This is a genomic window from Halocynthiibacter sp. SDUM655004, assembly GCF_026015885.1.
GTDB classification, from domain to species: domain Bacteria; phylum Pseudomonadota; class Alphaproteobacteria; order Rhodobacterales; family Rhodobacteraceae; genus Falsihalocynthiibacter; species Falsihalocynthiibacter halioticoli.
Map to the genome: position 1 here is coordinate 371,830 of NZ_JAPDUG010000001.1, position 17,540 is coordinate 389,369.

The window sequence follows — 17,540 nt, forward strand, 5'->3', positions numbered from 1 at the left end:
ATTGTTTCTGCAAGCGGGGGTGAAATGACAAAGCGTTGCGATTGGGTCGGTTCCGAATACATCTACATTACCTACCATGACGAGGAATGGGGGGTGCCCGTTTATGATAGCCGCGCTTTGTGGGAAAAGCTCATCCTTGATGGCTTTCAGGCGGGGTTAAGCTGGATCACGATCCTCAAAAAGCGCGAGAATTTTCAAGAGGCTTTTCAAGGGTTTGATCCAAATGTGATCGCTCAGTGGGGTGCGCCTGAAGTAGAGCGCCTGTTACAGAACGAAGGCATCATTCGTCATCGCGGCAAGATCGAAGCGACCATCTCCAACGCTCGCGTATGGCAGGAGATCGAGGCCGAGCAGGGGTTTTCCACCTACCTTTGGAATTACGTCGGCGGCACGCCAATTCAGAACAAATTTAACGAGATTTCCGAAGTCCCAGCATCTACGCCGCTCTCAGCCGAGATATCCAAAGACCTTAAGAAGCGCGGGTTCAAATTTTGCGGTCCGACAATTGTTTATGCGTTCATGCAAGCTGTTGGAATGGTCAATGATCATCTGACCGACTGCCCTTGCTACGAAAGAGTTCGCAAATCTGCCCAGACGTAATTATTCCGCGACCAGCGCGTTAAAGATTGCAAGGGCGCTTTCGGTATCCCATTCCGCGCCCCCTGTCAGCCGCGCGATCTCCTGACCGTTGCGATCAAGTACGACGGTGACTGGAAGACCCTCAACACCCATATCTTTGGCAAGTGCGCTTTTGGGATCGAGCAGGATCGGTAGTTCCTCTAACCCTTCTTCGGCAAAGAACTTTTCAATCATCGGAAGCCGGTTGCGGCCGGTTGCAATGGTGACAACCTCAAGATCACTGCGATCAAAGGCTTTCTGAAGGTGATCAAGGCTTGGCATTTCTACGCGGCATGGCGCGCACCATGTGGCCCAGAAATTCACAACGGCTATTTTCCCTTCATACTCAGCGAGCGTGTGTTCGCCATCGTCGGGGTCAAAGTAGATAGCTTGCGAAGCGGCGATGGGGGCGTCGTGGATTTGGAGCTTTTCCAACATACCTTCGCGCAGGTCCGCAATATTTGCCAAGGCAGCATTTGCGCTTAGGGCTGCGCCCGCGTATAGGGAAGCTAACCAAAGTAACCGCATGTTTTCCCTCCAAAGGGCCAAGGATTATGACAAACAAGACCTCGAACCAAATGTGGGGCGGCCGTTTTGCTGCCGGACCAGACGCTATCATGGAAGCGATCAACGCATCGATCGGATTTGATAAACGTATGGCTTCCCAAGACATCGAGGGGTCTCGTGCCCACGCCGCAATGCTGGCAAGCGCAGGCATCATCACAGATAGCGATGCCGAAGCGATCAGGGAAGGCCTTCTCACCGTTTTGTCAGAGATCGAGACAGGAGAGTTTCCGTTTTCTACCGCGCTCGAAGATATCCATATGAATGTGGAAAGCCGTTTGAAAGAAATCATTGGCGAGCCAGCGGGCCGTTTACACACGGGTCGGAGTCGTAACGATCAGGTTGCGACCGATTTCCGCCTTTGGGTCCGTGATCAGGTTGATGCGGCAATCGAGGGCCTCGAAGCTCTTATCCGTGCTCTATTGAAACAGGCAGAAGCAGGCGCAGATTGGGTCATGCCAGGATTTACGCACCTTCAGGTGGCGCAGCCGGTGACATGGGGGCATCACATGATGGCCTATGTCGAGATGTTCGGCCGCGATCTGAGCCGTTTCCGCGATGCACGGAAGCGGATGAATGAAAGCCCGCTTGGAAGTGCAGCACTTGCGGGTACGTCCTTTCCGATTGATCGCCACATGACGGCAGAGGCGCTGGGCTTTGATCGCCCCGCCGCCAACTCGCTTGATGCGGTGGCGGATCGGGACTTCGCACTGGAATTCCTCGCGACCTCCTCGATCACCGCAATGCATCTCAGCCGTTTTGCCGAGGAATTGGTCATCTGGTCCTCTGCGCAATTCCGGTTTGTGGCTTTGTCGGATCGCTTCTCAACCGGCTCCTCTATCATGCCGCAAAAGAAAAACCCCGATGCCGCCGAACTTATCCGCGCCAAAATTGGCCGTATCCTCGGGGCGATGGTTGGTTTGTTTACTGTGATGAAGGGCTTGCCGCTGACCTATTCGAAGGACATGCAGGAAGACAAAGAGCAGGTTTTTGACGCCGCCGATAGCCTGATGCTCGCGCTTGCGGCTATGACCGGTATGGTAGCCGATATGACGGCGAACCGCGAAAACCTCGAGATTGCGGCCGCTACAGGGTTCTCCACCGCGACGGACCTCGCGGATTGGCTGGTGCGTGAGCTGAATATGCCCTTCCGTGATGCACATCACGTGACAGGTACACTGGTTGCCCTGGCCGAGAGCAAATCTTGCGATCTGCCGGACCTGACCCTATCTGATATGCAATCCGTCCACGAACATATCACCGAAGATGTGTTTAACGTGCTTGGTGTACACAATTCTGTGGCGTCCCGCACATCCTATGGCGGCACCGCACCAAGTCTCGTGCGGGCGCAGATCGAACGTTGGAACACGACGCTGGATAACGGCGACGCATAAACAAAGGGTAGCGGATGAGAATCCTTGCTTTTCTTGCTGTGACTGCAACACTGTCTGCCTGTGGTGTGGACGGTCGCCCTACGCCACCCCCGTCGGTCAACGATAACCCGCCACCGGGGATTTCGATTTCGGGCGAGGCACGAATTGGCGTTGTGATGCGCTAGACGGCGCGTGCCGGTTGCGGGAAAGGAGCAAGGATGAAACAGGCTATTGTTGTGCTGCTTTGTGCTGCTGCGCTTGCCTCTTGCACGCGGCCTGATCCCTATCCTTATCCGGTAAACCCTGAAGACCCCTATATTCCTGATCCTTATTATGATGCGAACCGGCCAGTTGTCGGCGGTGACCTTTATATCGGTTCCGGCGGTATGGGCGGACGTGTCGGCATCTCTTCGGGGAATTTTGGCCTGTCGATCGGCTTCTAACACGCTCTCTTTGCTTTGTTTCAATTGAATTCCGTGCCGACTCTGCTAAGAGCGGCGCAAGGGCCCGATGATACAATCGTATGGGCAGGCAAAGGAAAGGCGCGACATGGATCATTTTCTCTATCGTAACGGCGAGCTCTACGCCGAAGACGTTCCGGTATCCGAGATAGCCAAATCTGTCGGTACACCTTGCTATATCTATTCTGCCGCAACGCTAACGCGCCATTTCAAGCTGTTTGACGAAGCGCTCGAAGGCACAGACCACCTCGTCTGTTTCGCGATGAAATCAAACTCCAACCAAGCGGTGTTGAAGCTCCTGGCGGGCCTTGGCGCTGGCATGGATGTGGTATCTGGCGGCGAATATGCGCGCGCTCGGGCCGCTGGTGTGTCGGGAGACAAGATTGTTTTTTCCGGTGTTGGGAAAACCCGCGAGGAAATGAGTGCGGCGCTAACGGGCGGCATCCGTCAGTTCAACGTCGAGAGCGAGCCAGAGATGTTGGCGCTGAACGAGGTGGCGCTTTCTCTTGGAACCGTCGCGCCGATTGCGATCCGTATCAACCCTGATGTCGACGCCAAGACCCATGAAAAAATCGCCACCGGTAAAAGCGAAAACAAGTTCGGCATTCCGATTTCACGAGCGCGGGAAGTCTATGCGCTGGCAGCTTCGCTGAAGGGGCTGAAAATCATGGGCATTGATGTTCATATCGGCTCGCAGCTTGTGGAGCTTGAGCCATTCGAACTGGCCTATCAAAAGGTGCGTGAGTTGACGGAAGTATTGCGCGCGGATGATCATGAAATCACGCGACTTGATCTTGGGGGTGGGCTAGGCATTCCTTACGAGCGCTCGAACGAAGCGCCGCCGCTGCCAATTGAATACGGTGAACTGATCAAGCGCACCCTCGGTGATTTGGGCTGTGAGATCGAGATCGAACCCGGGCGGCTTATCTCTGGCAATGCGGGGATTATGGTGAGCTCGGTGATTTATGTGAAATCTGGCGAGGACCGTGATTTCCTGATTATTGACGGTGCGATGAATGATCTCGTGCGCCCGTCTATGTATTCCGCGCACCATGATATTATCCCGCTGAAGGAGCCAGCAGCAGGAGCAGAACAGCAGCCTTATGATATTGTCGGCCCAGTCTGCGAAAGCGGTGATACCTTCGCGAAAGGGCGTAACATGCCCGTGCTAGAGGCAGGTGACGTTGTCGCGTTTCGCTCGGCGGGGGCCTATGGCGCTGTAATGGCGAGCGAGTATAATTCGCGCCCCCTGATCCCAGAGGTGCTCGTCTCGGGCGATCAATTCGCTGTCATTCGGTCCCGCCCGACCTTCCAAGAAATGATTGCGCGCGATACAGTTCCGGAGTGGCTCTAGGCTATTCGCGGAATTTAGGCGCGATGCCGCATGATTTCGGGCCACGAAGTTATTGCGGGAGCGATTGGTTTTGAAACAATCCCATGCGCCCAAACGCGCGCAACATTCCGTTCTGAAAGCCCTGCGTTGGCGGCTGCGCTGGACGTGGGTTGGAATGTGCGCCGATGCATTGCTGCAGGCGTTTTGGCCTTTGGTGTCGCTCGTTCTATTGGTGACGGGGCTTGGATTGCTCGGCGTTTCGGCGATGTTACCGGAAACGGTGTTTTTGATTGGCGCTGGTATCGTTGCTTTGCTTGGCCTCATCTTGTTGGTGGTCGGTGTTAGGGCATTCAAACCGCCAAGCCGCCGCGCCGCACTAGATCGGCTTGATGAAACTTTACAAGGTAGGCCACTCGCCGCTCTGACTGATAGTCAAACAATTGGTGCCGATGATCCTGCGTCCAAAGCCGTTTGGCAAACCCACCTTGCGCGCATGTCGATAGTTGCAAGGCAGGCCCGCGTGCCGCTCCCCGATCTTCGATTGGCGGATAAAGACCCATACGCGTTGCGCCTCATTGCTGTCCTTGTGTTTGCGGTTGCTGTGTTTTTCGGATCATTCGGAAACTTGACCACGGTTCCTGTAACGCGCGGTGCAATGGTGTCAGGGCCAATCGCATCCGGCGCGAAGTGGGAGGGGTGGATACAGCCGCCGCGCTACACAGGGCTTCCCAATCTCTATCTTAACGACCTTATCGGAGAAGAAGCGCTCGAAGTGGCGCAGGGGAGCCTTATCCAATTGCGTCTTTATGATCAGGACGGTGGGGTTCGCATCACCCATTCGCTTGATGAAACCGGACAGGATGGTGCGACGGAAAATAGCGATTTCGTTGTCAGCCGGTCCGGTTTGCTAGAGGTCTACGGCGATTTTCCAGCGCGATGGGACATCACAATGTTGCCCGATCAGACGCCAATTATCATTCTGCCGGAAACCGCAGAAACCACACTTGATGGTGAACTCGCCCAAACGTTTCACGGGATAGACGACTTTGGCGTTCTGCGCGGAAGCGTTGATGTCGAGCTTGATCTCGCGGCTGTGGATCGGCGCTATGGGCGCATGGTTGAGCCGGATCCGTTCGAGATTGAAACCTATGATCTACCGATGCCGTTGACGCGTTGGCGCGACGACTTCGAAGATGTTTTTGCCGAAGACTTCGCAGCGCACCCGTGGGCGGGGCTTCCGGTTCGGCTGGCGTATTCAGTTGAGGACGGCCTTGGTCAGCTTGGCCAAGAATTCGTTGCCATGAGCCTGCCGAAGCGAACGTTTTTCAATCCACTTGCGAGCGCGGTTGCAGAGTTGCGCCGCGATTTGCTTTGGGCGCGAGTCAACGGGCCGATGGTAGCGCAGGTTTTGCGCGCCGTGAGCAACCTTCCAGAAGAAATGGACGTTGATAGCAGCGGTTTTTTGATGCTCAAGGCGGCGCTGGCCGAGCTTGAAACCGCAAATGCGGATGGGCTTGATGAGGCCGAGCAGGAGAGTATTGCTAGTGCGCTTTGGGATGTTGCCCTTCGCCTTGAGGAAGGTGGATTAGATGATGCCAAGGCGCGCCTTGAACGTGCGCGGCAGCGGCTATCCGAAGCAATGGAACGCGGCGCGGGCGAGGAAGAGATCGCCGAGTTGATGGAGGAACTTCGCGACGCGATGGACGATTACATGCGCCAGTTGGCGGAGAATGCTCCAAATGCCGAAGATCAGCAGACTGCGCAGAACGATCAAGGCCAGGAAGTCACCCAAGACGAGATAGATGCCCTACTGGAGCAGATCGAGGCGCTCATGGAAGAGGGCCGCATGGCAGAGGCGCAGCAGCTCCTCGATATGTTGCTGGAGATGATGGAGAACATGCAAATCGCGCAGGGCCAAGGCGAAGGACGCGGCCAGACTCCAAGCGACCGTGCCATGGATGCACTCGAAGATACATTGCGCGAACAGCAGGAACTTTCTGACGAGGCTTTCCGAGAATTGCAGGAATCCTACAACCCATCCAACCCGAACGGTCAGCAGCAGGGCCAATCCGAGCAGCAAGGCCAAGCGCCGGGAGATGGTGGCGGAGAGTCGCGTTCCGAAGGCGGAGACTCTGATGACGGCGAGGCCGGTTCACGAGACGGTGGCGGCGGTGAGGGCGATGACCGTGGACAAGGTGGAGGATCGCTCGAAGACCGGCAACGTGCGTTGACAGATGCACTGCGCGATCAACAAAGCGGTGGCGCAGGCAGTGGTAACGATACGGTCGAGGATGCCATGCGAAGAGCAGAGCGCGCGATGGATGAAGCTGGCGATGCGCTCGGAGAGTCGAACATCCCCGGCGCTCTAAACCGTCAAGCCGAAGCGATTGATGCGCTTCGTGACGGTCTACGCGAATTGGGTGAAGCCCGCGCGGAAAATGGGCAAGGGTCTCAAAATGGGCAGGCCGGACGCTCTGCTCAGAACGAAGGGAACAACTCTGGTGATCCGCTTGGGCGCACGCCTGGAACGCGTGGTGGGGTCGGGAGTGATGGTGAGTTCGCCAATGATCCAGATGCCTACGAACGTGCGCGCGATCTCATGGACGAAATCCAGCGCAGGTACCAAGATCAGTCACGCCCACAGATCGAGCGGGATTACTTAGAGCGTTTGTTGGATGATTTCTAAAGCGATGCTCCGCTGAAACTTATTCGCTTGCAGGGGCGGCGTCAGAGCTTTCTGTTGCTTCAGTATTCTCGGTTGAGCTATCGGCCTCTGGCTCTGCGCCGAGCGTGACTTCTGGCTCTTCTTTCAACTTGCGAATGACCGCTTCCATAGCCTGATCAAGCTGCACACGTCCGGCATCAACCGTGCGGACGTAAACTTTGAGAGTGCCGTCAATTGCAGGAACGCTCTGGCCAAGCTGCGGCGCGAGAACATAGACGCCGAACAGGATACCGACCAACATGATCACAATGCTGAACCCATAATTAAACCCACTGCGGTTCGCGGCTTCTTCATCGCTGTCTGCGGTTTCGGTTGTCTTGCGATCGGATTCCGCGCGCAACGTTGAGTTGATCTCGTCAATGTCCGGAAGCAGCCCACTTCGGGAAGCCGCGACATCATCTGCGGGCTCTGCGGCTTCTATTTCTGGCAAACTGGCGATGGCTTCGGCAACGTCGCGCTCTGCGGGAGCTTCTTGCTCCTCAAGGCCCATGTCTGTCTGAATATCGAGGTTTGCCGTGCCTTCTTCTTCGCGTGCGCGGGTTTCAAGCTCCGCTTCCTGACGCAGAACATCAAGAACAGCCGCGTCGAGTTCGGGACGCTCAAGCTCGGCAGATGCGGAGGCCTCCTCTTCGGGCTCTGTTGGCTCTTCTTCCTCAACTTCTTCGTAGAAATTTGCAACTTCGTCGTCTTCGAGGGCCGTTTCTTCGGCGTTCGAAGGGCTTTTATCAAAGAAGGATTCGTCAATATCCGCTGTTGCATCATCTTCGGCGGCGTCCGCAGGCTCGTCTTCAATGATGCCGTCAATCTCCGCAATATTCTCGTGTGCTTCAGCAGGAGAGTCTTCAGCAATTTCTGTAGTATCGGCCTGTGCTTCGGCGGCCTCTTCGTCCAGCATTGCTTGTGATTTCTGGAACCATGTATCGCCACAGCTAGAGCACTGAACATCGCGGCCCTCGTCAGGGATTAACCGCGCTTCGACCTCGTATTGTGCTTCGCAATTGGGGCAAACCAGACGCATAGCATCATCTTTCCTGTGGAGCGCATTGACCGCGCTTGTTTTTCTACTCTTGCGGTAACTATTAACACCCACACAAGAAAAAACAAAGGTTTTGCCGCGAGCCATTGAATCCTTTCACCACCTTAGGCAAAACTGTGGCAGTTTAATCGATAGGGAATTCGCAGTGATCGAGCTTAAAAATGCGGCCTACAACTATGGCGGAAGAGACCTGTTGTCTGGCTTGTCGCTCAAACTCTCTCCGGGTTCGTTCCACTTTCTGACTGGTCCTTCGGGCGCGGGGAAAACGACTTTTCTCAAACTGTGCTACATGGAATTACAGGCCACCGCGGGGCAGGTTAATGTCTTTGGTAAAGACGTAACCACGCTTTCGCGCGACGAGATCGCCAAGACCCGAAGTCGTATTGGGGTGGTTCATCAGGAGTGTAAATTCCTTGATCACCTGCCGCTGACGGCAAATGTCTGTTTGCCACTCACCGCGACAGGGCGTGAAGTGAATCCTGATGACCTTCGTGATCTGTTGGCATGGGTGGGGCTTGATGGTCATGCTGATAGCTTGCCGCCGCAGCTTTCGGGCGGGGAGCGTCAGCGCGCGGCATTGGCACGGGCGGTGATTATGGCGCCAGACATCATTCTTGCAGACGAGCCCACAGGGAACGTTGATTGGGAGATGTCGCAGCGCCTGTTGCGTTTGCTTGTCGAGCTTAACAAGATGGGCAAGACGATTATGATCGCCACCCATGATCTCAACCTCATTCGCGCGGCCAAAAATCAAGTAAATTCAAGAGTTTTGCGGATTTCTAACCACAAACTCCAACTGGCGGGAGCAGACCTGTGAACGCATTTCTTTCCCGTATTCGGGCGCTGTTCGATGGTGATCGCGCGTCTCACAGCGTTGTGCCGCCCTCTGGATATACCGCCAATCTTACGGTCTTTACCGCAGCGGCTATGAGCTTCCTTGCGGTCTTTGCGATCGCTCTTTCTGTGGCCACAGACCGCCTTGCAGATCATTGGGCTGGCGAGCTTGCACGAACGGCAACGGTGCGAATTTCTGCGCCTGCTGATCAGGTGGCCGCGCAAACCCAAGCCGCCCTTCGCGTGTTGGAAACCACACCAGGTGTTGCCGAGGCGCGCGCCTTTGAAGCCGAAGAGCAAATGGCGCTGTTAACGCCATGGTTCGGGCCGGATCTTCCTGTCGAAACTTTGCCGATCCCACAATTGATAGAGGTCGTCGAGGATGAGCAAGGTCTGGATGCTGAGGGGCTCAAGCTGCGTCTCGCGGCTGAAGTCCCTGGCGCGATTTTTGATGATCACACCCGCTGGCGGCGCCCCCTTGTTGCCGCGGCGTCTCGTCTCCAAACGCTTGGACTTGTGTCTATTGTGATCATCGCGGGCGCAACGGCGGCCATGATCACGCTGGCGGCAAATTCGGCTCTCGCGGCGAATGCACAAATAATAGGCGTTCTGCGCCTTGTCGGGGCGCGTGACATCTTTATCGCCCGTGCTTTTGTTCGGCGCTTTACCTTTCGCGCCTTCGCCGGAGGTGTGCTTGGCGCGGTTCTGGCGACCATTGCGCTGCTGTTCCTGCCAAACACGGAAGAAGCGGGCGGCTTTCTGACGGGGTTGAGTTTTGTCGGCTGGAATTGGCTCTTACCGCTTGCGGTTCCGTTCCTCGCAGGGTTTGTTGCCTATGCAGCCACGCGCTTTGCGGCGTTGCGCGTTTTAAAAGGACTTACGTAATGCGGTATGCCATTCAATGGGTGCGGTCTCTTGTGTTTAGTGGCCAGATGTATCTGATGATGCTTGTGCTGGCGATTTTCTTTACGCCGCTTGCTATTTTTAATCGCGAGTATGCGTTTAAAGCGGTGCATACCTATTGTAGATACGTGCGCTGGAGCGCGTCGTGGATGATAGGTCTGAAAACCGAAATCCGCGGAGAGATACCACAAGACGAAGTTCTGATCGCGGCAAAACACCAGAGTTTCCTTGATATCATCATGATCGTGTCGGTCGTTCCGCGCCCGAAATTCATCATGAAGGCCATTTTGAAATACGCGCCTATTTTGGGGTGGTATGGGATGCGGATTGGTTGCGTTCCGGTAAACCGCGGACAGCGAGGCGCGGCGATCAAGCAGATGGTCGAAGATGTGAAATCAGGTGTGCAGCAAGCTGGCCAGTTGATTATCTATCCGCAAGGTACACGCGTCGCGCCTGGTGCAAGTTTGCCGTACAAGGTTGGTGTCGGCGTGCTTTATAACCAAACGGGTCAGCCTTGTGTGCCCGCTGCTGCAAACGTGGGCGTGTTCTGGCCCCGCCGAGGAATTTACCGCAAACCGGGTACTGCTGTTGTCGAGTTTTTGCCACGGATCGAGCCTGGCCTTGATACGAAATCCTTTATGGCAAAACTTGAAACCGCAATTGAACCGGCGTCTAACGCGCTCATGAAGGAAGCGGGCTTTGACGTTGCTGCGGGCCAAGGTAAGGCATAGCGCGCTACTTCGCTAAGTCTAGCGAGATAGAACCCCATTACAGGAGCAAGACATGAGCCGCGCCGAACGCCTTGCTCTATACGTCGCGCTCACCGCGCTTACGGCATTTGCGATTGATGGTGTATTGCCGGTGATGCCGGCGATTGATGCGGAATTCTCGCCGGAGTTACCGTTTTCAGTCGGGCAGATAATCACCGCCTTTGTGCTTGGTATGGCCGTTGGTGAATTGGCCATCGGTCCGATCAGTGATGCAGTCGGCAGACGCCCATCGGTCATCGCAGGGCTCGCCATTTTCGTGATTGGATCGGTTTTGGCTGCCATCGCAACTTCGTTTGAAGCTTTGATCCTTGGTCGCTTCCTTCAGGGAGTGGGGGTCGCGGGGCCGAAAATCGGAACGCGCGCGATGATCAGAGACCAGTTTGAAGGCGCGGATATGGCCAAGGTCATGTCGATGATATTCACGCTGCTGGTCTTCGTACCGATGATTGCGCCCGCTCTTGGGGCCGCTCTCGCTGCAATCACAGGATGGCGTGGTGTGCTTTGGGGGTATCTGGTGCTGGCGGCAATCCTTGGAGCTTGGCTTTGGGCGCGCCACCCGGAGACTCACCCGAAGGCAAATCGCGTGCCGCTCAAGCCCGGACCGCTTCTGCGCAATTTCGCGATTATTGTGAGTAGGAGAGATGTGTTTCCTATCATCGTTGCGATAGGTTTTGTGTTCGGCGGGCAGCTTGCCTATTTCGCCGTTGCTGCTGAATTGTTTGGCGAATTTTACGGGAAACAGTCACAAATGCCTGCACTCATCGCTTTGCTAGCCACAGGAATGGGCGCGGCCTTGATGTTGAATGTGCGGTTTGTTGGTCAAACAGGGTTAGAGCGACCAATTTGGATTGGGCTGCTGCTGATGGGCGGCGCCGGTAGCGCGCTGTTGATTACCGCACTGGGTTTTGATGGGCAGCCGCCGCTTGGCTTGCTTCTTGCTTTGGCGTGGGTCGCCTTTTTCGCGCTCGGCCTGTTGTTTGGAAACCTTGGAGCACTCGCGATGCGCCCGCTTGGCGAGTTGGCAGGGCTGGGCTCTTCGCTCATTGCGTCTGTGTCGAGCGTGGTTGCGTTTGTTTTTACAACTGTGATTAAGAGCGCGGTCAATGGCCCTGTTTGGACGATCGCTTGGGGGTTTACATTGGCAGCGGTCGCGTCCTCAGTTCTGTTCCGTCATACGCTTACCCCGACAAACGCCCAAAACTGATTGCACAAAAAAAGGCGGGCCACATGCGGGCCCGCCTTAAATAATACTGATTTGGCTTTCTTAAGCCGCGAGCCCCTTGGAGCCAAGATCAAGGAACTTCTTGCGACGTTCTTTGATGAGCGTTTCAGGCTTTTTCTTAGACAGGTCCTTGAGGTGCTTCTCAATCGCGGCCCCAACAGATTTGATTGTTGTTTGCGGATCGCGGTGCGCGCCGCCGATGGGTTCCGGAATGATCTCATCTGCCACGCCAAGCGCCGAAAGATCTTGGGCCGTTACGCGCAGCGCTTCTGCGGCTTCGCGCATACGGGAGGCGTCTTTCCAAAGGATCGAAGCGCAGCCTTCTGGCGAAATCACCGAGTAAACTGAATGTTCCAGCATCACGAGCTTATTGCCAGCCGCCAGCGCAACCGCACCACCAGAGCCGCCTTCGCCGATCACGACCGTGATAAGCGGAACACCGATCTGCAGGCATTTCTCTGTGCAGCGGGCAATCGCTTCAGACTGGCCGCGCTCCTCCGCGCCTTTACCCGGAAACGCGCCTGTTGTGTCTACCAGCGTGACAACAGGAAGCTTGAAGCGGTGCGCAAGGTCCATCAAACGGATCGCTTTGCGGTACCCTTCAGGGCGGGCCATGCCGAAATTGCGCTCAACGCGAGATTTCGTGTCCGAGCCCTTTTCCTGCCCGATCACAACAACAGCTTGATCGCCGATCCGCGCGAGGCCGCCGACAATCGCGAGATCGTCAGCAAAGTTGCGGTCCCCTGCGAGCTGGGTGAAATCTGTGAACAACTGGTTGATATAATCAAGGCAATGGGGGCGGTCCGGATGGCGGGCCACCTGACATTTGCGCCATGCGGTCAGGTCAGAATACAGATCCTTGAGGAGCGCCTCGGCTTTCTTGTCGAGAGCAGAGGCCTCTTCCTCTACGTCCATCTCTTCATTCGACCGCGCCAGAGCGCGCAATTCTTCGGCTTTGCCTTCGATTTCTGCGAGTGGTTTTTCAAACTCGAGATAATTATTCATCGGGGTCTCCGTGCCAATTTGACACGATATATGACGATGAAATGCGCGGTTTGCAATGACCGAGGGGCAGGCTTTGCCCGACTTTTGGCTCCGAAAGCCGAAAATTCGCGCTCGCTCGGGCTATGCCGCTGAATTGGCGATCATTTCGGATTGCCGCACAATCACCTCGGCCTGTTTGATGCTGGCGATATCCACAAGCCGCCCCTTATAGACGGTTGCCCCTTCACCGTTGGCCTTGGCGGTTTCCATCGCAGCGAGGATTTCACGGGCTTCGGTGATTTGCGCATCCGAGGGTGTGAATACCTCGTTGGCAAGGGCGATTTGTTTTGGATGAATGGCCCACTTGCCGACCATTCCAAGCGTGGCCGAGCGCCGCGCCTGTGCGCGATACCCTTCGTCGTCGCTGAAATCGCCGAAGGGGCCGTCAACGGGCAGAACACCATGGGTGCGGCAGGCAGCAACAATTGCGGCCTGTGCCCAATGCCAAGGATCGGAGTAGTGACGCGCTTCGCCGTGCTGCATGTAATAGTTTTCTTGAGTTCCGCCGATGCCGGTTGTCTGCATACCCATAGAGGCCGCAAAATCAGCAGCGCCGAGGCTCATGGCAACTAGACGCGGGCTGCTGGCCGCAATCTCTTCGACATGCGAGATGCCAGCGGCACTTTCGATAATAACTTCAAAATCGATCCGTTTTTCGCGCCCCTTAGCAGACTCGATGGCAGTCACAAGCGCATCGACCGCATAAATATCCGCCGCGCAGCCGACTTTGGGGATCATGATCTGGTCGAGCCGTTCGGAGGCATTTTCGAGAAGGTCCACAACGTCGCGGTACCAATAGGGCGTATCAAGCCCGTTGATCCGCACCGAAAGTGTTTTGCTGCCCCAATCCACGTCGCCGATGGCTTTGATGATATTGGCGCGTGCGGCGTCCTTGTCGCTGGGGGCAACGCTGTCTTCGAGGTCGAGGTTTATGACATCGGCCGCACTTGCGGCCATTTTCTCAAATAGCGCAGGACGAGAGCCGGGGCCGAATAGCTGACAGCGGTTCGGGCGGGCTGGGGCAGCGGGTTGCAATTTGAAACTCATGTGGACCTCGTTGGGAATTATGCGAGCAAGTAAATTACGAATTTGTTATTAATGTTGGTATAATCTTGCGCGACTGATGGCAAGAACTATTGTGCAGGCGCAGAAAATAGGCCCCTAGTTGGACGGGTATTCTTGCGTTTTTGAGTTATAGGTTGGCAGATTATTCGATGAAATATCAGTTGTACGCCGAAACATTCGAAAATTTACGCGCAAATCGGTGAATTCGCAAACAATGCCCAATGCAATGTCGTCATAGTACGCAAAGCAAAGGAGCACAGTATGATTCCCACACCTTATCTTCTCTTTTTAGGCGATGCGCCCGATCAACTCGCCGCCAAAGTTGCGCAGGGCATCAAGGATTGGCGTCCTGAAAACGCTGTTGGTCAGATGCGGCTTGAGGGGTGTAAGGCGGATCTCGGGCTGACCGATATGTCGCTTGAAGATGCTAAGGCGGCGGGCGCAAAAACGCTTGTCATTGGTGTGGCCAATCGCGGTGGCGTAATTTCCGAAACATGGAAAAAGGTGCTCATAGAAGCGATCGAAGCGGGTTTTGACATTGCCAGCGGGCTACATAACTTGCTCCGCGACGAGGCCGATCTTGTTGCTGCGTCCATGGCGCATGGCACAAGCCTGCATGACGTGCGTGTTCCAGGCATTGATTACCCTATTGCGAACGGAAAGAAGCGCAGCGGCAAACGGGTTCTGGCTGTTGGAACGGATTGCTCGGTCGGGAAAATGTACACTGGTCTTGCGATTGACGCGGAGATGCGTGCACGTGGGATGAAGTCTGATTTCCGCGCGACCGGTCAGACCGGCATTCTAATCACGGGCCAAGGTGTTCCGCTTGACGCGGTGATCGCTGATTTCATGGCGGGTGCGGTTGAATATATCTCGCCGGACAATGATGCAGACCATTGGGATGTAATCGAGGGGCAGGGCAGCCTGTTCCATGTGTCGTATTCCGGTGTGACCTTGGCGCTTATCCACGGTGGGCAGCCCGATGCGATCATCCTGTCTCACGAGCCTACGCGTCAGCATATGCGCGGACTGCCCGACTATGCCATTCCATCGCTGGAAGCGCTGCGCGATATGTGCATGCCGCTGGCCAAAGTGGCAAATCCGGATTGCAAAGTTGTTGGCATTTCGGTGAACACCGCCGCGATGTCGGATGATGAAGCAAACGCATATCTAACTGAAGTAGAGGAGCGGATGGGGCTTCCGGCGGTTGACCCGTTCCGCCATGGCGCTGGACGTCTGGTGGATGCGTTGGCCGCGATATAGGGTGGCCTCATGAAGCTGAATGTTACAACCGATGTGTTCCCGCTTGCCGAAGTTTTCACCATCTCGCGGGGGAGCCGAACGCATGCGCATGTCCTGACCGTTCGGATCACCGATGGCGCGCACACTGGGTGGGGCGAATGCGTTCCTTATCCGCGCTATGGGGAGAGTATCGAGTCTGTTTCGGAAGCGATACTGGCCTTACCGATGCCGCTTGATCGTGCGCGCTTACAAGAGCTGTTGCCGTCCGGCGCGGCGCGCAACGCGGTGGACTGCGCGCTCTGGGATCTAGAAGCGAAACGCGCAGGAAAACGCGTGTGGGAACTGGCAGGGCTTGCTGCGCCGCACCCAGAGATAACCGCCTTTACGCTATCGCTCGACTCTCCGCAGCAAATGGGGATCGCCGCAGCAAAACAGGGGCATCGACCGTTGCTCAAAATCAAACTCGGCACGCCCGATGATATGGCGCGGCTTGAGGCCGTTCGGCACGGCGCGCCGAAATCGCGCATTATCGTTGATGCGAATGAAGGATGGAGTGCTGAGGTTTACCAAGAGCTCGCGCCGCATCTCATTCGGTTGGGCGTTGATCTTGTCGAGCAGCCGCTTCCTGCAGGTGAGGATGAGATGCTGTCTGAAATCGAGCGTCCCTTGCCGGTGTGCGCCGATGAAAGTGCTCATGACTGCGCGACCCTTCCTGAGCTGGCGGGGAAATATGATGTTGTGAATATTAAGCTGGATAAAACCGGTGGCCTTACAGAAGCGCTTTCCTTGAAGCAAGCAGCGTTGGCTGAGGGGTATAAGGTGATGGTCGGCTGCATGGTCGGAAGTAGCCTCGCAATGGCACCCGCCACACTGGTTGCTCAAGGTGCGATGGTAACAGACCTTGACGGCCCGCTTTTGTTGGCGCAAGACCGTGACAACCCATTGCAATTTGATGATCTCGGGGTGCATCCGCCGCGCGCAGCACTCTGGGGCTAAGGAGTGATTATGACCCGCACTGTTTACGTCAACGGTGAATATCTGCCGGAAAATGAAGCGAAAATCTCGATATTTGATCGTGGTTTTTTGATGGCGGACGGGATCTATGAGGTTACGAGCGTTCTTGATGGCAAGCTGATTGATTTTGCTGGTCACGCTGCGCGGCTTGAGCGTTCTGCAAACGAGCTTGATCTGGCGCTTCCTGTTGATATGGACGAGTTGATTGAAATTCACCGCAAACTGGTCGAGCTGAATGGAATTGAAGAGGGGATGGTTTATCTCCAAGTCACCCGCGGCGCGCCAGCGGACCGTGATTTCGCATTCCCTGATCCGGATGAGGTTCCGTCTTCAATCGTGCTGTTCACGCAAAACAAGCCTGGCCTCGCAGAGTCTCCTGCCGCCAAAACAGGCATTAAGGTCATTTCGATCGAAGATGTACGCTGGGGCCGCCGTGACATCAAAACAGTGCAGCTTCTCTATCCGTCTATGGGGAAGATGATGGCCAAGAAAGCTGGCGTCGATGACGCATGGATGGTCGAAGAGGGCAAGGTTACCGAAGGCACATCCAATAACGCCTATATCGTAAAGAACGGCACTATCATTACGCGCCACCTTGGCAACGAAATTCTCGCTGGGATTACCCGCAACGCTGTGCTGCGGTTTGCCCAAGAGGCGCAGATGAAGGTCGAAGAGCGCAGCTTCACGATCGACGAAGCCAAGGATGCTGACGAAGCATTCGTTACCTCGGCCTCAACATTCGTGATGCCAGTTGTTGAAATCGACGGCGCGCAAATCGGTGAAGGAACACCGGGCCCCGTTGCGAAGCGCCTTCGCGAGATTTATCTCGAAGAGAGCCGCAAGGCCGCCGTTTAAGTTTGACAGCGGCGCTTGATATAAAGCGCCGCTAACCGCATTCGATTAGCCCTTGTCGCTGACATTCTCGGCAAAGGATTTTTTGAACTCTTCTTGCTTCTGCGGGCTGGCATCGGTCTGGAATTCAGACTTCCAGCGTTCCATCGTCATGCCGTAATAGGCTTCCCGCGCTTCTTCCTTGCCAATCTCGATTCCGCGTTCAGCAGCGGCTTCCTGAACCCAACGCGACAGGCAGTTGCGGCAAAAGCCGGCGAGGTTCATCATATCGATGTTTTGCACGTCTGTTCGCTTTTCCATCAGGTGTTCGCGTAGGGTCCGAAAGGCGGCAGCCTCAAGTTCCAGTTGCGTCTGGGCGTCAATGTCGGGGCGGTTGAAATCCATGATGACCTCGTTTGTGGAAGTTCCTGCGCATAGTCTAAGGGAATGGTGACGGGTTGCAATGCGCCGCCTGTTTCGTCGCAAAGGCGTGACAATTGCGGTT

At 55.6% G+C, this 17,540-nt stretch carries 18 protein-coding genes; 13 read left to right on the top strand and 5 right to left on the bottom strand.

Annotated elements, in window-relative coordinates:
* Positions 1–24 precede the first annotated feature (24 nt).
* Positions 25–600 (top strand): DNA-3-methyladenine glycosylase I, encoded by a 576-nt coding sequence (locus N9C89_RS01855; protein ID WP_263952126.1) that lies wholly within the window; start codon positions 25–27, stop codon positions 598–600.
* Here the strand turns inward: N9C89_RS01855 and N9C89_RS01860 are convergent, their stop codons facing one another.
* Entirely contained in the window at positions 601–1,146 is a 546-nt protein-coding gene (locus N9C89_RS01860) for a TlpA disulfide reductase family protein (protein WP_263952127.1), read from the bottom strand.
* A 26-nt stretch (positions 1,147–1,172) separates the two neighbouring features.
* Here N9C89_RS01860 and argH point away from each other — a divergent pair, with 26 nt between their 5' ends.
* The 5 genes from argH to N9C89_RS01885 all read left to right on the top strand — a co-directional run bounded on the left by argH (position 1,173) and on the right by N9C89_RS01885 (position 7,035).
* Positions 1,173–2,576 carry an argininosuccinate lyase gene (gene argH / locus N9C89_RS01865; RefSeq protein WP_263952129.1) on the top strand — a complete coding sequence of 468 codons (1,404 nt, stop codon included), beginning with the start codon at positions 1,173–1,175 and terminating at the stop codon, positions 2,574–2,576.
* A gap of 14 nt (positions 2,577–2,590) precedes the next feature.
* Positions 2,591–2,740, top strand: a complete 150-nt coding sequence (locus tag N9C89_RS01870) for a hypothetical protein (RefSeq protein ID WP_263952130.1) — start codon at positions 2,591–2,593, stop codon at positions 2,738–2,740.
* A 33-nt stretch (positions 2,741–2,773) separates the two neighbouring features.
* Positions 2,774–2,998 carry a hypothetical protein gene (locus N9C89_RS01875; protein WP_263952131.1) on the top strand — a complete coding sequence of 75 codons (225 nt, stop codon included), beginning with the start codon at positions 2,774–2,776 and terminating at the stop codon, positions 2,996–2,998.
* A gap of 106 nt (positions 2,999–3,104) precedes the next feature.
* Positions 3,105–4,370, top strand: coding sequence for a diaminopimelate decarboxylase (gene lysA, locus N9C89_RS01880; protein WP_263952133.1), 1,266 nt, complete (start codon positions 3,105–3,107; stop codon positions 4,368–4,370).
* Between the two features lie 70 nt (positions 4,371–4,440).
* Positions 4,441–7,035 (top strand): DUF4175 domain-containing protein, encoded by a 2,595-nt coding sequence (locus N9C89_RS01885; RefSeq protein WP_263952134.1) that lies wholly within the window; start codon positions 4,441–4,443, stop codon positions 7,033–7,035.
* Between the two features lie 19 nt (positions 7,036–7,054).
* Here the strand turns inward: N9C89_RS01885 and N9C89_RS01890 are convergent, their stop codons facing one another.
* Complete coding sequence (locus N9C89_RS01890; RefSeq protein ID WP_263952135.1) at positions 7,055–8,092, bottom strand: zinc-ribbon domain-containing protein; 1,038 nt, start codon at positions 8,090–8,092, stop codon at positions 7,055–7,057.
* Between the two features lie 163 nt (positions 8,093–8,255).
* Between N9C89_RS01890 and N9C89_RS01895 the strand changes: the two genes are divergently transcribed.
* Genes N9C89_RS01895 through N9C89_RS01910 form a run of 4 tightly spaced genes read left to right on the top strand, consistent with a single transcriptional unit; the run spans position 8,256 to position 11,821 of the window.
* A complete protein-coding gene (locus N9C89_RS01895) occupies positions 8,256–8,927 on the top strand; it encodes a cell division ATP-binding protein FtsE (protein ID WP_263952136.1) in 672 nt (223 codons plus the stop codon).
* Entirely contained in the window at positions 8,924–9,829 is a 906-nt protein-coding gene (locus tag N9C89_RS01900) for a cell division protein FtsX (RefSeq protein ID WP_263952137.1), read from the top strand. Before N9C89_RS01895 ends, N9C89_RS01900 begins: the two co-directional genes overlap by 4 nt.
* Positions 9,829–10,578: a lysophospholipid acyltransferase family protein gene (locus tag N9C89_RS01905; RefSeq protein WP_263952138.1), complete on the top strand. Its 750-nt coding sequence runs from the start codon at positions 9,829–9,831 to the stop codon at positions 10,576–10,578. The genes N9C89_RS01900 and N9C89_RS01905 overlap by 1 nt, the downstream gene beginning before the upstream one ends.
* A 52-nt stretch (positions 10,579–10,630) precedes the next feature.
* Positions 10,631–11,821 (top strand): MFS transporter, encoded by a 1,191-nt coding sequence (locus N9C89_RS01910; protein ID WP_263952139.1) that lies wholly within the window; start codon positions 10,631–10,633, stop codon positions 11,819–11,821.
* Positions 11,822–11,881: 60 nt separating this feature from the next.
* Here N9C89_RS01910 and N9C89_RS01915 read toward each other — a convergent pair whose 3' ends face one another.
* Together N9C89_RS01915 and N9C89_RS01920 are read right to left on the bottom strand one after the other, a co-directional pair.
* Positions 11,882–12,844, bottom strand: coding sequence for an acetyl-CoA carboxylase carboxyltransferase subunit alpha (locus N9C89_RS01915; protein ID WP_263952141.1), 963 nt, complete (start codon positions 12,842–12,844; stop codon positions 11,882–11,884).
* A 120-nt stretch (positions 12,845–12,964) separates the two neighbouring features.
* Positions 12,965–13,930, bottom strand: a complete 966-nt coding sequence (locus tag N9C89_RS01920; protein ID WP_263952142.1) for an L-malyl-CoA/beta-methylmalyl-CoA lyase — start codon at positions 13,928–13,930, stop codon at positions 12,965–12,967.
* A gap of 279 nt (positions 13,931–14,209) precedes the next feature.
* Here N9C89_RS01920 and dgcN point away from each other — a divergent pair, with 279 nt between their 5' ends.
* Genes dgcN through N9C89_RS01935 form a run of 3 tightly spaced genes read left to right on the top strand, consistent with a single transcriptional unit; the run spans position 14,210 to position 17,059 of the window.
* Entirely contained in the window at positions 14,210–15,211 is a 1,002-nt protein-coding gene (gene dgcN, locus N9C89_RS01925; protein ID WP_263952143.1) for an N-acetyltransferase DgcN, read from the top strand.
* 9 nt (positions 15,212–15,220) lie between these two features.
* Positions 15,221–16,186, top strand: coding sequence for an N-acetyl-D-Glu racemase DgcA (gene dgcA, locus N9C89_RS01930; protein WP_263952144.1), 966 nt, complete (start codon positions 15,221–15,223; stop codon positions 16,184–16,186).
* Between the two features lie 9 nt (positions 16,187–16,195).
* Positions 16,196–17,059, top strand: coding sequence for a D-amino-acid transaminase (locus N9C89_RS01935; protein WP_263952145.1), 864 nt, complete (start codon positions 16,196–16,198; stop codon positions 17,057–17,059).
* A gap of 45 nt (positions 17,060–17,104) precedes the next feature.
* On the opposite strand, the gene N9C89_RS01940 is transcribed toward N9C89_RS01935, so the two are convergent.
* The gene (locus N9C89_RS01940; protein WP_263952146.1) at positions 17,105–17,440 is read right to left on the bottom strand and encodes a DUF1244 domain-containing protein; all 336 of its coding nucleotides are present in this window, start codon (positions 17,438–17,440) and stop codon (positions 17,105–17,107) included.
* Positions 17,441–17,540: the final 100 nt, after the last annotated feature.

Excerpts from the sequence above, each read along its gene's own strand:
- N9C89_RS01870 (WP_263952130.1), top strand. The coding sequence starts at position 2,591 with ATGAGAATCCTTGCTTTTCTTGCTGTGACTGCAACACTGTCTGCCTGT.
- N9C89_RS01855 (WP_263952126.1), top strand. The coding sequence starts at position 25 with ATGACAAAGCGTTGCGATTGGGTCGGTTCCGAATACATCTACATTACC.
- N9C89_RS01910 (WP_263952139.1), top strand. The coding sequence starts at position 10,631 with ATGAGCCGCGCCGAACGCCTTGCTCTATACGTCGCGCTCACCGCGCTT.
- N9C89_RS01860 (WP_263952127.1), bottom strand. The coding sequence starts at position 1,146 with ATGCGGTTACTTTGGTTAGCTTCCCTATACGCGGGCGCAGCCCTAAGC.
- N9C89_RS01940 (WP_263952146.1), bottom strand. The coding sequence starts at position 17,440 with ATGGATTTCAACCGCCCCGACATTGACGCCCAGACGCAACTGGAACTT.
- argH (WP_263952129.1), top strand. The coding sequence starts at position 1,173 with ATGACAAACAAGACCTCGAACCAAATGTGGGGCGGCCGTTTTGCTGCC.
- N9C89_RS01890 (WP_263952135.1), bottom strand. The coding sequence starts at position 8,092 with ATGCGTCTGGTTTGCCCCAATTGCGAAGCACAATACGAGGTCGAAGCG.
- lysA (WP_263952133.1), top strand. The coding sequence starts at position 3,105 with ATGGATCATTTTCTCTATCGTAACGGCGAGCTCTACGCCGAAGACGTT.
- N9C89_RS01915 (WP_263952141.1), bottom strand. The coding sequence starts at position 12,844 with ATGAATAATTATCTCGAGTTTGAAAAACCACTCGCAGAAATCGAAGGC.
- dgcN (WP_263952143.1), top strand. The coding sequence starts at position 14,210 with ATGATTCCCACACCTTATCTTCTCTTTTTAGGCGATGCGCCCGATCAA.
- dgcA (WP_263952144.1), top strand. The coding sequence starts at position 15,221 with ATGAAGCTGAATGTTACAACCGATGTGTTCCCGCTTGCCGAAGTTTTC.
- N9C89_RS01875 (WP_263952131.1), top strand. The coding sequence starts at position 2,774 with ATGAAACAGGCTATTGTTGTGCTGCTTTGTGCTGCTGCGCTTGCCTCT.
- N9C89_RS01935 (WP_263952145.1), top strand. The coding sequence starts at position 16,196 with ATGACCCGCACTGTTTACGTCAACGGTGAATATCTGCCGGAAAATGAA.
- N9C89_RS01905 (WP_263952138.1), top strand. The coding sequence starts at position 9,829 with ATGCGGTATGCCATTCAATGGGTGCGGTCTCTTGTGTTTAGTGGCCAG.
- N9C89_RS01920 (WP_263952142.1), bottom strand. The coding sequence starts at position 13,930 with ATGAGTTTCAAATTGCAACCCGCTGCCCCAGCCCGCCCGAACCGCTGT.